This is a genomic window from Streptomyces sp. NPDC000983 (assembly GCF_040299205.1).
Classification (GTDB): Bacteria; Actinomycetota; Actinomycetes; order Streptomycetales; family Streptomycetaceae; genus Streptomyces.
In genome coordinates, this window is record NZ_JBEPBM010000054.1 from 20,872 (window position 1) to 35,586 (window position 14,715).

The 14,715-nt window shown below is 70.9% G+C and carries 14 protein-coding genes; 6 read left to right on the forward strand and 8 right to left on the reverse strand.

Annotated features, from left to right (window positions below; genetic code table 11):
- Positions 1–246: 246 nt before the first annotated feature.
- Positions 247–1,434 carry an FAD-dependent oxidoreductase gene (locus ABT296_RS34855; RefSeq protein ID WP_351933507.1) on the forward strand — a complete coding sequence of 396 codons (1,188 nt, stop codon included), beginning with the start codon at positions 247–249 and terminating at the stop codon, positions 1,432–1,434.
- Between the two features lie 56 nt (positions 1,435–1,490).
- Here ABT296_RS34855 and ABT296_RS34860 read toward each other — a convergent pair whose 3' ends face one another.
- Complete coding sequence (locus ABT296_RS34860; protein ID WP_351933509.1) at positions 1,491–2,114, reverse strand: TetR/AcrR family transcriptional regulator; 624 nt, start codon at positions 2,112–2,114, stop codon at positions 1,491–1,493.
- A gap of 77 nt (positions 2,115–2,191) precedes the next feature.
- On the opposite strand from ABT296_RS34860, the gene ABT296_RS34865 reads away from it, so the two are divergent.
- Entirely contained in the window at positions 2,192–2,884 is a 693-nt protein-coding gene (locus ABT296_RS34865) for an NAD(P)-dependent oxidoreductase (RefSeq protein ID WP_351933511.1), read from the forward strand.
- Between the two features lie 60 nt (positions 2,885–2,944).
- On the opposite strand, the gene ABT296_RS34870 is transcribed toward ABT296_RS34865, so the two are convergent.
- Positions 2,945–3,349: a DUF6193 family natural product biosynthesis protein gene (locus tag ABT296_RS34870; RefSeq protein ID WP_351933513.1), complete on the reverse strand. Its 405-nt coding sequence runs from the start codon at positions 3,347–3,349 to the stop codon at positions 2,945–2,947.
- 110 nt (positions 3,350–3,459) lie between these two features.
- On the opposite strand from ABT296_RS34870, the gene ABT296_RS34875 reads away from it, so the two are divergent.
- Both ABT296_RS34875 and ABT296_RS34880 read left to right on the forward strand, forming a co-directional pair.
- On the forward strand, positions 3,460–4,710 hold the full coding sequence (locus tag ABT296_RS34875) for an MFS transporter (RefSeq protein WP_351933515.1): 1,251 nt from the start codon (positions 3,460–3,462) through the stop codon (positions 4,708–4,710).
- 391 nt (positions 4,711–5,101) lie between these two features.
- Entirely contained in the window at positions 5,102–6,091 is a 990-nt protein-coding gene (locus tag ABT296_RS34880) for a Gfo/Idh/MocA family protein (RefSeq protein WP_502977400.1), read from the forward strand.
- Positions 6,092–6,195: 104 nt separating this feature from the next.
- Here the strand turns inward: ABT296_RS34880 and ABT296_RS34885 are convergent, their stop codons facing one another.
- The 4 genes from ABT296_RS34885 to ABT296_RS34900 all read right to left on the reverse strand — a co-directional run bounded on the left by ABT296_RS34885 (position 6,196) and on the right by ABT296_RS34900 (position 11,031).
- Positions 6,196–7,638, reverse strand: coding sequence for a GH1 family beta-glucosidase (locus ABT296_RS34885; protein WP_351933517.1), 1,443 nt, complete (start codon positions 7,636–7,638; stop codon positions 6,196–6,198).
- A gap of 52 nt (positions 7,639–7,690) precedes the next feature.
- Entirely contained in the window at positions 7,691–8,614 is a 924-nt protein-coding gene (locus ABT296_RS34890) for a carbohydrate ABC transporter permease (protein ID WP_351933519.1), read from the reverse strand.
- 12 nt (positions 8,615–8,626) lie between these two features.
- Positions 8,627–9,622: a carbohydrate ABC transporter permease gene (locus ABT296_RS34895; RefSeq protein WP_351933521.1), complete on the reverse strand. Its 996-nt coding sequence runs from the start codon at positions 9,620–9,622 to the stop codon at positions 8,627–8,629.
- 95 nt (positions 9,623–9,717) lie between these two features.
- Positions 9,718–11,031 (reverse strand): ABC transporter substrate-binding protein, encoded by a 1,314-nt coding sequence (locus tag ABT296_RS34900; RefSeq protein WP_351933523.1) that lies wholly within the window; start codon positions 11,029–11,031, stop codon positions 9,718–9,720.
- Between the two features lie 302 nt (positions 11,032–11,333).
- Here ABT296_RS34900 and ABT296_RS34905 point away from each other — a divergent pair, with 302 nt between their 5' ends.
- Entirely contained in the window at positions 11,334–12,350 is a 1,017-nt protein-coding gene (locus ABT296_RS34905) for a LacI family DNA-binding transcriptional regulator (RefSeq protein ID WP_351933525.1), read from the forward strand.
- A 523-nt stretch (positions 12,351–12,873) separates the two neighbouring features.
- Here ABT296_RS34905 and ABT296_RS34910 read toward each other — a convergent pair.
- Complete coding sequence (locus ABT296_RS34910; RefSeq protein ID WP_351933527.1) at positions 12,874–13,512, reverse strand: immunity 53 family protein; 639 nt, start codon at positions 13,510–13,512, stop codon at positions 12,874–12,876.
- Between the two features lie 100 nt (positions 13,513–13,612).
- On the opposite strand from ABT296_RS34910, the gene ABT296_RS34915 reads away from it, so the two are divergent.
- A complete protein-coding gene (locus ABT296_RS34915) occupies positions 13,613–13,801 on the forward strand; it encodes a hypothetical protein (RefSeq protein ID WP_351933529.1) in 189 nt (62 codons plus the stop codon).
- A gap of 110 nt (positions 13,802–13,911) precedes the next feature.
- Here ABT296_RS34915 and ABT296_RS34920 read toward each other — a convergent pair.
- A partial coding sequence (locus ABT296_RS34920; protein WP_351933531.1) for an RNA-guided endonuclease InsQ/TnpB family protein occupies positions 13,912–14,715 on the reverse strand: 804 nt, incomplete at its 5' end.

A 14,715-nucleotide genomic window follows, 5' to 3' on the forward strand; every position in this document is an offset into this window, starting at 1 on the left:
GCTACCCCGGCACCGCCGGATACCGCGCGGGCGACCGGAGTTCGCCGGGCCCCGCATCGTGCACGGACCACGAGAGGGAAGCCGAGGCTGCGGTGGTGGCCGGTGCGGATGATGCGGTCGCGGGCGGTGCCGGACCCGGGTGCGGCCACGATGTTGGATCGCCGTGGGCCGCCCGCCGCCGGGCTGTGTAGCGTGTGGGGGCGGTGCCGCAGCTGCCCGGCGCCCACCACGACCGGAAGGTGTGCCGTGCGTCAATGTCATGCGGTGGTGGTCGGGGCCGGAATCGGCGGACTGACCGCGGCAGTTGCCCTGCACCGCCGAGGCTGGCGTGTCACCGTCTGCGAGCGTGCCCCGCAACCTCCCGCCACCGGCGCCGGCATCGGTCTCGCCCCGAACGCCCTGCGCGCCCTCGACGCCATCGGTCTGGACGCCGCCTACGCCGCCGGCAAGGCCGTGCCCGCCACGATGGGGTTGCGCCGCAGTGACGGTACCTGGCTGGTGCGGGAGACCACCGCGGGTATGGCGGAGCGGTACGGCATACCCCCGATCGCCGTTGCCCGCCCGGCCTTCACCGCCGCCATCGCCGCCGCCCTGCCGCCGGGCGCCCTGCGCCACGGCACGGAAGTGACCGGAGTGGACGACGCCGGGGACCGCCCGGTGGTCCGTACGGCTGGCGGCCCCGACCTGCCCGCCGATCTGGTGGTCGCCGCCGACGGCATCCACAGCCCGCTGCGCCGTGCGTACTTCCCCACCCACCCCGGCCTGCACTACATCGGCGAGACCGCCTGGCGGTGCATGGTGGACGCCCCCGAGCCGGGAGTGGCGGCCATGAGCGAGACCTGGGGCCGGGGAGAGCGGTTCGGCATCACCCCGCTGTCCGACGGCCGGCTCTACCTCTACGCCACCGCGGTCGTCCCGGCCGGCACCCGCTGGGCCGACCCGCGCGCCGAACTGCGCCGCCGGTTCGGCTCCTGGCACGACCCGATCCCCGCCCTGCTCGAACGCGTGGGCCGCCTGGACGCGGCCGACGTCCTGCACAACGACCTCCACGATCTGGCAGCGCCCCTGCCCGCCCTGCACCACGGCCGGATCGCCTGGCTCGGCGACGCTGCTCACGCCATGGCCCCCAACCTCGGCCAGGGCGGCTGCCAGGCCATCGAGGACGCGGTGGTCCTGGCCCACCTGCTGCCCGCGGCGGATTCCCCCGGCGCCGCCGCGGACCGAGTCCCGTCCGCCCTCGCCGCGTACACGGCCGCCCGCCGGGCCCGTACCGACGCCGTGCGCCTGCGGGCCCGCCGGGTCGGGCGCCTGGGCGCCGTACGCAACCCGCTGGCGGCGGCCGCCCGGGATCTCGCGGTCCGCGCCGTCCCCGACCGCCTGGCCCGACGCGGCTTGGACGACCTCTTCACCGGCTTCCGCCTGCCCGGCCGCTGAGTTCCCTCACGCTGTTCTGTCCGACACCCCGTACCGATGGGTGACCGGCGGTCCGGTCAGCCCCGACTGCCCGCTCTGCCGGGTGCCGCCCTGCGCGGCCTCGGGGCCAGTGCCGCGCGCAGCGCCGGGGTGAGGACGTGGCGGGTCTCGGACACGGTGAGAGCGGCGGGCGTGGGCAGGGGGTTGAGGTAGCGGGTGTAGATGAGGCCGCCGAGGATCGTCACCACGGCCGTGGCGCGGGCGGTCGCGTCCCGACCGCCGAGAAATTCAACAAGCCGGACCAGCAACTCGTGCTCCAGGTACTCGCGGAGTACTGCGGAGGCTTCGTCACCCCGGCCGGTGAGCTGACGGAAGTCGGCGTCCTCCCACAGGTTTGTCACCGCGTCGATCAGCCGGTCGGGGAGAGTGGCCGGATCGCCGCCGAGGACCTCCTCCACGGCCAGCGCGTTGGCGCACTGGACCTGCATGACGTCCGCGAACAGGCCCTTCTTCGAGCCGAAGTGGTACGCGATCAGCGCCGGGTCGACCCCGGCGGCCTCGGCCACCGCGCGCACCGTGGTACGCCGGTAGCCGCGTTCCAGGAACAGCGCGCGGGCCGCCGAGACGATCGACTCACGGGTCGGCGGCTTGCCGCGGGGGCGGCCCCGGGGGCGGGCGGGCGTACGGGCGGCGTTATTCATCGGCCTTGAGCCTCGCCTTTCATGATCGGCACAGTCAAGGGCGTTCCAGGAACCGCACGAAGGGATGACCCGACGCCATGCGTATCGCAGTCTTCGGCGCCAACGGACCGACCGGACGCCACCTCACCGACCAGGCTCTCGCGGCCGGCCACGAGGTCGTCGCCGTGACCCGCCGCGCCGGCTCCCTCGCCGAGCGGCCCGGCCTCGACGTGGCCGTCGCCGACGCCACCGACCCGGAGGCCGTCGCCGCCGCGATCGGCGGGACGGACGCCGTCCTGTCCGCGCTGGGCGCCCGCTTCAGCAAGGAGACCATCACCACCTACTCGGCGAGCGCCACGGCCATCACCGGGGCCATGGCCCGCCACGGCGTCAAGCGCCTGCTCGCCGTCAGCTCCAGCATCGCCGACCCCGGATGGCGGCCCACCGGCGCGCACTTCTTCAACCACGTCCTCGACCCGCTGGTGAACCGACGCCTCGGCCGCACCCTCCACGAGGACATGCGCCGCATGGAGGCGACGATCCGCCGGACGGACCTCGACTGGACCCTCGTGCGACCCTCGGGCCTCTTCGAACACCCCGTCGTCACGGCCTTCCACACCGCCGAGACCAGCGCCGACGGCGTCTTCACCGCCCGCGCCGACCTCGCCGCGAGCATGCTGCGCGAACTCGACGAGCGGCGGTACGTCCGCACGGCCATGGGCGTCATCACCACGGCCGTGAAACCGAACATCGCCAAGCTGATCTGGAACGAGGGCGTCAAGAAGAGGTGAGACGACCTCCACCGCCATGAGCAAGGAGTCCTGGACGACGTATCCGACCGGCGGCCCCTTCTACCTGCCGTCCCGTTCCCTCTCGTAGGCGGCCAGTTCCTCCGCACTGCCGATGAAAGCGGGCCCGCAGCCGGGAGGCAGGCGGTCGACGACCATCGCCACTGCGGCTCGCGCGCTGTCCGTCTCGGCGATCCGCGGGCTGGTTCGGCTCGGCCCCTCGACGTAGTACCGGCCGTCCAGAGTGCCGATGTAGGGGATGTCCCAGGTGTGGCGGACCTCCGTGCACCTGCTGAAGTGCAGCTCCCACATACCGGTCCAGGGGTAGAGCTGACGGAGTAGCGGCTCGGCCTGCGCCACCAGCACCAACTCGGCGAACGGAGCGGCGAGCGGCGACGTTTCCGTTCGGTGACGTTCGTCGGCCGTGGTGAGAATCTTGTGCCAGGCCGCTTCGACTGTAGGGGTCATGCCGCGATTGTGCGGGCACGGCCACCTGTCTTCAAAGATCACTTCCTGGCAGAGCCCGCCGTCCCGGCGTGCCACCAGCCGGATCGACGGCCGCTGTTAGCCTGCCGTCCATGATCAAGGGCGACTTGGCGGGTCGAATAGGCCGGGCGGCGGGGGCCACCGGGCCGGAGCGCGTGCTGATCGCCGCCAGTTTCGTGAACCGAGTCGGCAACGGTCTGTTCAACGCGGCGTCGGCGCTCTACTTCACGCTGGTCGTGGGCCTGCCCGCGGTGCAGGTCGGTGCCGCGCTCACCACCGCCGGGTTGATCGGCCTGTGCGCGGGGATACCGGGCGGGCAGCTGGCCGACCGACGCGGGGCGCGCAGGATCATGATGGCGGCCCTCGCGGTCCAGGCGGCTTCGATGGCGGCTCTCGTCCTCGTCGACAGCTGGGCCGCGCTCACGGTCATCGCGACGGTCGACCAGATCGCCGCGGCGGTCGGCGGGGCGGCGTGGGGTGCTCTGGTGGTCCGGGTCGGGGGTGAGCGCCCGGCGCTGTTCCGGGCGAAGCTGCGTACGTTCGTCAACCTGGGCGTCGTCCTGGGAACGGTGGGTGCGGGGCTGGCGCTGGCCGTGGACACCCGCGGCGCGTACGTCACGCTGATCCTCGGCAACGCGGCGAGCTTCGCCCTGTGCGCGCTGCTCCTGCTCCTGCTGCCCCGCTATCCGGTACTGGCGGCACCGCCGCGACAGCGCCGCCGGCTCGCCCTCACCGATCGTCCCTTCCTGGCGTTCACCGCCCTCCACGGGGCCATGGGACTGCAGTACCCGGTGGTCTCCCTGCTGCTGCCGATCTGGATCTCCGAGCACACCGAATCGCCGCGCTGGACGGTGGCCGCGCTGTTCGCCGTCAACTCCCTCTGCTGCGTGCTGATGCAGACCAGGATCGGGTCGCGCATCGAGACCCCGTACGACGGCGGTCGGGCGTTTCGCACGGCGGGGCTGCTCTTCCTGGTCAGCTGCCCGATGATGGCGCTGGCGGCGTACGCCCCGGTCTGGGCCGCGGCAGGACTGGTCCTGGCCGCCATCTTCGTCCACAGCCTCGGAGAGGTCTGGGAGTCGTCGGCAGGCTTCGCCCTGGGCTTCGGTCTCGCCCCCGACCACGCCCAGGGCCAGTACCAAGGTGTCCTCGGTCTCGGCTTCGGCGCGGGCCAGGCTCTCGCCCCCGCGATCCTCACCACGGTGGTTCTCGGCCTGGGCACGACGGGCTGGCTGCTGCTCGCGGTGTTCTTCGCGGCACTGGGCGCTGCCGGCCCCTCCCTCGCCCGCTGGGGCACACGGACCCGGCCGCAGCGAGGCGTTGCCGCGGAAGCGACGGGGTGAGCAGCGAGCAGGTGTCAGTGGCTCGGGCAGCAAGGCCCCGATGAGCGACCGCGCATGGTCGGACACGTTCCACGGCCGCGACCGACGCCACCCGTGAGCACATCAGCGAGCGATCGAGGCCCTTGGTGTGAAAGCCCTGTTCACATGGGGTCTCGCAATGATCAAGACCTCGCTGCTCGACGGGCACGTCCCGCCACGGAACACCAGTCCGTACCCGAAACCGTAAGCCGTCGATCAGCCGACGCCGGGGCCGGACAGGCGACCGCCCTGCCCTGGCTCCCTTCGGCAAAGCAGCCCAAACGCTCCACCGTACGACCGCGCCACCCCGCAGGTGGGAACGTGCCCATAGAGTGCGGGGTGTACCGCGAGCACCGCTGAACAGGAGAAGCACGTGAGCGAACAGCCCGTCCGTTGGGGTGTCCTGGCGACCGGCGGCATGGCCGCCGCCTTCACCGAGGATCTGCTGCTGTTGCCGGACGCCCGGGTCACCGCGGTCGGGTCCCGGTCGGCCGGGTCCGCGCAGGCGTTCGCGGACCGCTTCGGCATCCCCCGCGCCCACGGCAGCTGGGGGGAGCTGGCCGCGGACCCGGAGGTCGACGTCGTCTACGTCGCCACCCCGCACGCCCAGCATGTCGCCGCCGCGACGGCCTGTCTGGAGGCGGGCAAGCCGGTGCTGGTCGAGAAGCCCTTCGCGCTCAGCGGCGATCAGGCCCGAGGGCTGGCCGAACTGGCCCAGAAGCAGGGCCTGTTCGTGATGGAGGCGATGTGGACCTGCCTCAACCCGGTCGTCCTGCGCATCGCGGAGCTGGTGGGCGAGGGTGCCATCGGTGAGGTCCGCGCGCTGCACGCCGACTTCGGCTCCCGCGTGGACGCGCCCGAGGACCACCGCCTGTGGGACCCCGCGGCGGGCGGCGGCGCCCTGCTGGACCTGGGTACCTACCCGGTCTCCTTCGCCCACCTGATCCTCGGCGCTCCCGAGACGGTCTCCGCCCACGCGGGGCTGTCACCGCGCGGTGTCGACGAGCAGACGGGCATCCTGCTGGGCTACCGGGACGGCGCGATGGCCGTACTGACGTGCGGGCTGCTCGCGCTGGACGAGCGCCGAGCGACGGTGTACGGCACCGCCGGCCGGATCGTCATACCGGCCGACTTCTACAACCCCCGCTCCTTCGTCCTGCATCGCGAGGGCCACGAGCCGCAGACCGTGACCGCCGCGCCGCAGGAGGGAAACGGCTACGGGCACCAGGCCCGGGAGGTGATGCGCTGTCTGCGGGCGGGCCTGACTCAGTCACCGCTGCTGCCCCTGGCTCACACCCTCGCCGTGATGGACACCCTGGACCGGGTGCGCGACCGCACCGGGGTGCACTACCCCGGGGAGTGACACACGCGAGCCCGTCATGCGGCCCGGACATCCGGGCCGCATGACGGGCTGCGGGACGCGGCACCCGTGCGGGGCGGGCTGGAGGGCGCCGCGCCGGGCGTGGGTCAGGCGCCGGGCAGGACTCCGGTGCGCGCCACCTGGGAGTACCAGCGGGCGCTGGCCTTGGGGATGCGCCGCCCGGTCGGGTAGTCCACGTAGACGGCGCCGAAGCGCTTGCTGTAGCCGTGCGCCCACTCGAAGTTGTCCAGCAGCGACCACAGGAAGTACCCGCGCACGTCGGAGCCGTCGCGCAGGGCGTCGTGCACGGCGGCCAGGTGATCGCGCACGTACGCGATCCGGCCCGGGTCGTTGACGTTGCCCTTGGGGTCGGCGTAGTCGTCGAAGGCCGCGCCGTTCTCGGTGATGACCAGCGGCAGCCGGGGGAAGTCGGACGACAGCCGGCGCAGCAGCTCGTACAGCCCGCTGGCGTCGATGGCCCAGCCCATGGCGGTGGTCTCGCCCGGCGACTGGTGGAAGGCGACCTCGTCGGCGCCCGGCCACGGGGTGAACTCGCTCTTGCCGTGTCCGTCGGAGGTGTGGGTGCCGGTGCCGTCGGCCTGGGACACGAGGGTGGGGGAGTAGTAGTTGACGCCGAGGAAGTCCAGCGGCTGGTGAGCCGTGCGCAGGTCGCCGTCGTGCACGAAGGACCAGTCGGTCAGGGAGGCGGTGTCCTTGAACAGGTCCTCCGGGTAGGCGCCGCGCAGCATCGGGCCGGTGAAGACCCGGTTGGCGAGGGCGTCGATGCGGCGCGCGGCGTCGGTGTCGGCCTCGGTCGCGGTGAGCGCGCGTACGTGGTGGATGTTGAGGGTCACCGAGATCTGGGCGTCGGCGCGCAGGCGGTCGCGCAGCGCCTGTACGGCCATGCCGTGACCGAGGTTGAGGTGGTGGGCGGCGCGCAGGGCGGCGACCGGGTCGGTGCGGCCGGGGGCGTGGACTCCTGAGCCGTAGCCGAGGAAGGCGCTGCACCAGGGCTCGTTGAGGGTGGTCCAGGTGCGCACCCGGTCGCCCAGTGCCTCGGCGGCCAGGGAGGCGTACTCGGCGAACCGTTCGGCGGTGGCACGCTCGGGCCAGCCGCCGGCGTCCTCCAGTTCCTGGGGCAGGTCCCAGTGGTAGAGGGTGGCGACGGGCTGGATGCCCTTGTCGAGGAGGTCGTCGACGAGACGCCGGTAGAAGTCCAGGCCCTTCTGCACGGCGGGGCCGCGTCCGGTGGGCTGGATGCGGGGCCAGGCGAGGGAGAAGCGGTAGGCGCCGACGCCGAGTTCGGCCATGAGCGCGACGTCCTCGCGCCAGCGGTGGTAGTGGTCGGTGGCGATGTCACCGGTGTCGCCGTTGCGGACCCGGCCCGGGGTGCGGGCGTAGGTGTCCCAGATGGAGGGGGTGCGGCCGTCCTCGGCGGCGGCCCCCTCGATCTGGTAGGAGGCGGTCGCGGTGCCCCAGAGGAAGCCCTTCGGGAAGGTGCGGGAGGCGTCCGGGGCGGACGCGGTCTGCTGTCGTGCTGCGGTGACCACGGGGGTCCTTTCGGAACAGAGGGGGGATCGGTGGGAGTGGGAGGAGTGGGGGTCAGCCCTTGACCGCGCCGGCCATGATGCCGCTGACGATCTGCCGGCCGAAGACGATGAACATCGCCAGCAGCGGGAGCGTGCCGAGGAGCGCGCCCGCCATGATCAGGGACTGGTCGCGGACGTAGCCGGCGCTGAGCTGGGTGAGCGCGACGGGGACCGTCGGGTTGCTCATGTCGAGCACCACGAAGGGCCAGAAGAAGTCGTTCCAGGCGTGCACGAAAGTGATCATGAAGAGGACGGCCATCGCGGGGCGCGCGACGGGCAGCACGATGCTCCAGAAGATGCGCAGCGAGTGCGCGCCGTCCACCCGGCCGGCCTCGACCAGCTCGTCGGGCAGCGCCTCGGTGAGGTACTGGCGCATGAAGAAGACGCCGACGGCGCTGACCAGGGTGGGGAAGATGACGGCGGGCAGCTGCTGCGACCAGCCCAGCTCGGACATCATCATGAACAGCGGTACGACGCCGAGCTGGGGCGGCACCATCATCGTGCCGATCACCAGCATGAGCAGGACGTTGCGGCCCTTGAAGCGCAGCTTGGCGAAGGCGAACCCGGCGAGCGTCGCGAACATCACGGTGGACAGGGCGATCACACCGGCCACGATGGTGCTGTTGATCATGGCCTTGCCCATGGCCGCCTCGTCCCAGGCGCGGGCGAGGTTGCTGAAGAGGTTGGGGCCGGGCAGGAACGGCGGCGGTGTCTGGCTGACGCGGGTGTTGTCGGTCGAGGCCGCCACCATCGTCCAGTACAGCGGGAAGATCGACAGGATCGCGACGATCCCGAGCAGGATGTAGGAGAGCGGACCGGCGTGGTGCTGGCGGCCTGCGCCGGGCCGGAACACCCGCAGGCTGCGGCGGGCGACGGGCTTGGTTGCGGGGGTCCGGGCGGTGGCGTCCGTCCGGACCGGGAGGCTTTCGGTGGTCATCACGACTCCTGGTCAGGACGTACGGGCACGCAGGTACTTGAAGAGGCGCTGCGCCACGAAGACGACGACGAGCAGCAGGAACATCGCCCAGGCGACGGTCGCCGAGCGGCCCATCTGGTAGTTCTTCCAGCCCTCCTCGTACAGCAGCAGGCCCAGCGTCTGGTACTGGTTGTCGGCTCCGCCGGTGACGCCGTTGGGGCCCTGGCCGAAGATCAGCGGTTCGCCGAAGAGCTGGGTCGCGCCGATGGTGGAGAGCACGATGGTGAAGACGATCGTGGAGCGGATCCCGGGCACGGTGACATGGGTGAACTGCTTCCAGCGGGAGGCGCCGTCGAGGGCGGCGGCCTCGTACCGGTCCGCGGGGATGGCCTGCATCGCGGCGAGGTAGAGCAGCGCGTTGTAGCCGGTCCAGCGCCAGATGACGATGGTGGAGATGGCGATCTGGGCGGGCCACTTGTCGGCCTCCCAGTCGACGGCGTCCAGGCCGACCGTGCCGAGCGCCCAGTTGATCATGCCGAAGTCACGCTCGAAGAGCATGGTGAACACCAGGGCGGCCGCGCCGACCGAGGTGGCGTACGGCACGAGCGAGGCGACCCGGAAGAACAGCGAGCCGCGCATCCGGTAGTTGAGCAGGTGCGCCAGGCCGAGCGCCATCAGCAGCTGCGGCACCGTGGAGATGACGCCGATGGTGACGGTGTTGGCCAGCGCGTTCCAGAACCGGTCGTCGTTCCACAGCGCGACGTAGTTGTCGAACGCCACCCACTCCATGAGGTCCAGGGTGGCGAGCTCCACCCGGTGCAGGGAGATCCAGGAGGTGTAGACGAGGGGGTAGAAGCTGAACGCGGCGAACACGACGAAGAACGGGGCGACGAAGGCGTAGGGCGCGCCCTTGACGTCGAGGCGGTGCAGCAGCGCGCCGCGGCGCCGGCCGGCGCCTTCGCCGCCGGGGCGCGGGGACGGACCCCGACGGTCCTCGCCGGCCTGGGCCTTGGTGGTGGAGGTGGCCACCGGACTTCCTTCCTTGGGAGCGGATGAGTGGGCCGGGCCCGGGCCCGCCCGCCGTCGAGGACGGGCGGGCCCGGGCGGCCGGAGCGGTCGACGGGTCAGCCGACCGCCTTCTCGATGCGCTCCGCGGTGGTCTCCCACGCCTTGTCGCGCGCGGTGCCCTGCTGCTCGATGAGGGTCAGGCCCTGGGAGAAGGTGTCCTTGATCGTGCCGTCCTTGCGGCCGAGGACCTGCTTGTCCGGGATCTCCTGCGCGGCAGCGCCGAAGATCTCACCGATCGGGGCGTTGCTGAAGTACTCCGAGGTCACGTTCTTGACCTCGGGGCTCTCCAGCGCCTTCTGCGAGGAGGGGACGCTGCCCTGCTTCTCGAAGATGTGCGCCTGCTGCTCCGGCGCGGTCAGCCAGGCGGCGAGCTTCTTCGCCTCCTCCTTCACCGGGCTCTGCTCGACCACGCCGAGGAAGGAGCCGCCCCAGTTGGCGCCCTTGGGGGCCTTGGCGACATCCCACTTGCCCTTGTTCGCCTCGCCGGCCTTCTCACCGATGTGGCCGAGCATCCAGGCCGGACAGACGGCCGTGGCGAACGTGCCGTTGGCCAGACCGGGGTCCCAACCGGGCTGGAACTGGCGCAGCTTGGCGCTCAGGCCGTCCTCGGCGGCGTCCGCGGCGAGGTTCCAGGCCTCCTTGACGGCCGGGTTCTTGTCGTAGATCAGCTCGCCCTGCGCGTCGTAGTACTGCTCGGGGTAGCCGTAGACCATGGCGTTGAACAGGCCGCTGGCGGCGTCCATGAACGCCACGTCACCGCCCTTGTAGTCCTTCTTGAAGGTGCGGCCGACCTCGACGTACTTGTTCCAGTCGCCGTCCCACAGCTTGGCGACCTCGTCGCGGTCGGTGGGCAGGCCGGCCTTCTCGAAGTAGTCCTTGCGGTAGCAGACCGCCATCGGGCCGATGTCGGTGCCGACGCCCAGGACCTTGCCGTCCTCGGTGGTGATCTGGGACTGCTTCCACGGCAGGAAGTGGTCGATGCCCGCCACGTCGGAGAAGTCCGCGAACTTGTCGGCCTGGGTGTCGACGATCTCCTTGGCCCGGCCGATCTCGATGCCCTGGATGTCCTTCAGGCCCTTGCCGGCCGCGAGCCGGGTCTGCAGCGCGGTGTAGTACGTCTGCTCGTCACCGGCTATCTCTGCCTTGATCTCGACGCCCGGGTTCTCCTTCTCGTACTGCTCGAACAGGCCCGTCTCCTTGAAGCCCATCACCCCGTACAGGCCCACGGTGATGACGACCTTGCCGTCCTTCTTGCTGCCGCCGGTGACGGAGTCGTCGCTGCCGCTGCAGCCGACGAGGAGCGCCAGCGCGCCGGTGGCCGCGACGGCCGCGAGCGCTCTGGTCCGGGATGACCTTCGAACAGTTGCCATGTTTCTTCCTCCAAGCGACGGCGCTGACGCACCGGAGCAGCGGGTTCCGCGATCTACGGGGTGGGCGATATGTCGGTGGGCACGTTCCCACCGAGGGGTGGGAACGTGCCCACCGGTGGATGGAAGACTCGTGGCAGGGATCGGCTATGTCAATAACTTGAAAACAATTCGCGTCAGAAGCCCTGGTTCGGTGTTCGGTTCGTGACTTTGGCGCGGGTGCCGACCCCCGCCCCGCGTCTGCCACAATTGCCGCTGGTCACGTCCGCGGCCGGTACCGCCGCGGCTGCTGCCGGGAGGAGCACATGACAGGGAACCGCCGCCCCACGATCAAGACAGTCGCCGCCCGCGCCGGGGTGGGTCGGACCACGGTCTCCCGCGTCATCAACGGCTCGGAACTCGTCAGCGCCGACGCGCGGGCCCGGGTCCTGGCCGCGATCAAGGAGCTGGACTACGTCCCCAACTCGGTCGCCCGCGGACTGGTCACCAACCGCACCAACGCGGTGGCCCTGGTCATCCCCGAGTCGGAGAGCCGGCTCGGCTCGGAGCCCTACTTCGCCGCCCTGATCCGCGGCGTGAGCGGCGCACTCTCCGAGACCCGCACCCAGCTCCAGCTGATGCTCGTCCGCGACCAGTCCGAGCGCGACCAGCTGGCCGCGTCGGTGGCCACCCGCCGGGTCGACGGCGTCCTGCTCGTCTCCGTCCACGCCCACGACCAACTCCCCGGCATGCTCGAGGAGATGGGCCTGCCCACGGTCCTGGCCGGCCGCCGCGACGAGAACGAGCCGCTGAGCTACGTCACCGCCGACAACGCCGGGGGCGCCGCCGAAGCCGTACGGCACCTGCTGGACCGCGGCCGACGCCGCATCGCCACCATCACCGGCGCCCTCGACATGGACGTCGGCCGCAGCCGCCTCGAGGGCTGGCGCGCCGCCCACGAGGAGGCGGGGATCGAGGCCGACGAACTCCTGGTAGAGGTAGGCGACTTCACCGAAGAGGGCGGCCGCCGGGCGATGCGTTCGCTTCTTGAACGCGCGCCCGACCTGGACGCCGTTTTCGCCGCGTCCGACCTGATGGCCGTCAGCGCCCTGAGCGAACTGCGACGCCAGGGACGGCAGGTACCGGGCGACGTCGCCGTCGTCGGCTTCGAGGACTCCGTCCTCGCCCGCCACACCAACCCGCCACTGACCACGATCCGCCAACCGGTCGAGGAACTGGGACGCATGATGGCGGCGATCCTGCTCGACGAGATCAGCGAACTCGCCTCCGCCGAACGGCAGTTGACGCTGCCTACGGAACTGGTGGTAAGGGAGTCGTCCTAGGAACGTCCGGTCGCTCATGCGCCTGTGAGGGAACGTGCATGATATCGCCCAGATCGTGGCATCTGCGGCGCCACCACGGCCAGGCATGGGGAGCGTGAGGGTCGGGCAGGGTGCGTGCCAGGAAGTTGGCGTTGGCTTCTTTGACGGCCGACGCGATTTCCCGAGCTGCTCGCCTGTCGAGAGCGCCGATGGCTTGCTCTATCAGGAGACGGTCGTCCCAGATGTCGTAGCCGGGCAGGTGCGGTTCGGGCAGATAGAGCGGCCATCCCGGACGGCGCACGAAGCTCCGCCAGCATTGGACCGCGTGCTCGAGCGCCCGGGCGGGAAGACCGCGTTCGGCCTCGAACCGGGCCGCCCGGCGACGCGTATGGGGTGAGAACGGCGAGGACCGGCGCCGGTAGTCCTGAAGATGGGACCTGCACACAGCGTCCAGACGTAGAGCAGCCGCCGTCCTGCGGGGCATGACTCTTCTTTCGAGTGGTGATCTCGGCAGGTCACTCCACTGTCTGGTTCTTGCGCTGGTTCACGTCCTGAGCCAAATGGTCAGCGCCGCGGCGGTTGCGGTGCCGCGGTAGACGTAGCCGCGTTTGTCGTGTCTGGTGGCGAGGGCTCTGGCGTGAGTGAGCTTGTTGATGGCCCCGTTCGGTGGTGTTGCGCTTGTCGTACCGCTCTTCGTCGAATCCCGGTGGCCTTCAGCCGCGAGCCTCTGCGCCGACGGGCAGCCTGACTGTGGGTCTTCTCCGGGATCGTGTGCTGGATGCCCCGGGGCATCCAGCGCCGCTGACCGCATATGCCGCCAGGGCGGGCGGCATAGGGGGCCAGGGGCATCGAGGCAGGGCCGGCCTACTTCGACGTCGGGGCGTTCTCCACCGCCCACGCCCGGAAGAGGGCGAGTGCCTCGGTGAGGTCGGCTGGTCCGCATGCGGCATGGAAGACCATGTCGGAGGGTCCAGGCCATGATCCAGTCGTCATCGCTGCGCGCGAGGTCGTGGCGGGGGAAGTCGTGCCCTTCGAGGTCGGTCTCCTCAAGGTCGATGCGGACGGACCAGCCAGGGTTGTCGAGCGTGTCGATCTTGACGCCCCACTCGTGCTCCCAGTGCTCGTCGCACTGCGCGGAGTACCACCTCTGCAGCCAGTCCACGACGTGCTCGGCTTCGTTCATGTCGCTTCCGCAACCCACTTCGATGATCCGGCGTCCCACACCATGACGGACGGCTGCCGATCACCCGGGAGATCGTCATGGCCCTCGCTCCCACGGGCCAGTGAACGAAGCCTGGTTCCTGGGGCAGATGCTCCCGCTGGATGCCGGTATGCAGCTCGGCCCCTCCGGCAGACCGGACGCCGTGGAGCGTGATCCCGGTGTCAGTGATCGTTGCCGTCTCGACGTCGGCGGCCTGCTCGAAGCGCAATTCGGTTACGACACTGGCGCGGAGAGCGACCAGACGACATGATGAACATGAGCGGCCTATGGGGCAATAGCCAGGGCGCGCTCACCGACGGCTCGTTCTGAGTGTGCGTCTGCCCGCCCACCTCGCGGCACGCACCGGCCTGTCCGTCCCCTTCACCGCCGTGCACTGCTAGAGCGGCCCCGACCGGACACCCACGTCGGGTGAGTTCGCAGTGCTGGCTGAGCGGTCACCTCAACCCGCACATGGAGAACCTTGACATCCTCCCCGTCCTGAATGGCGGGGGTTCCCGTCTGGCTGCCGGTGGTGTCCGGCGGGGCCTTCGGGTGGGTTCCCCGTTCAACGGGCCGTGCCCGGTGTGGGGTTTCCACTCCGGGACTGACCGGCCCTCCAGGGGCGTTTAGTCTCTCCGCCTGCCCGGCGGCGAGGATCACACGCGACGCATTGAGGTCACGATCATGCTCAGTCCCGCAGCCCTCGCACCGCCAGACGCGTACGTGCAGCGGCTTCCGCCCGTCCACCATCCAGCACACCGAGCACGTCTGCGAGGACGGCAGCCAGCGGGAGACCACGCCGACGTGCCGGCCGTAGCGGGCCGCCTTCTCCTCAAGCACCCGGCGGAACATGCCCCACGCCGCGTCGTGCACGGACTTGGCCAGGCGGGTGCGGGCGAGACCGGAGACCGACAGGTCCTCGAGGTAGACCGCTTGGTTGTCGCGGATCAGCCTCCAAGCCTGCTGGTGGCACCAGTCCCTGCGCGCATCGGCCACCCGCGCATGCGCACGGGCGACCTTCAGCCGCGCTTTCGCCCGGTTCCTCGACCCCCGCGCCTTCCGGCTCAGCACCTGCTGCGCCTTCCTGAGGCGGCGCTCGGCCTGCCGCAGGAAGCGGGGATTGTCGATCACCTGCCCATCCGACAGCACGGCGTAGTGCGTCAGGCCCAGGTCGATGCCCACCTC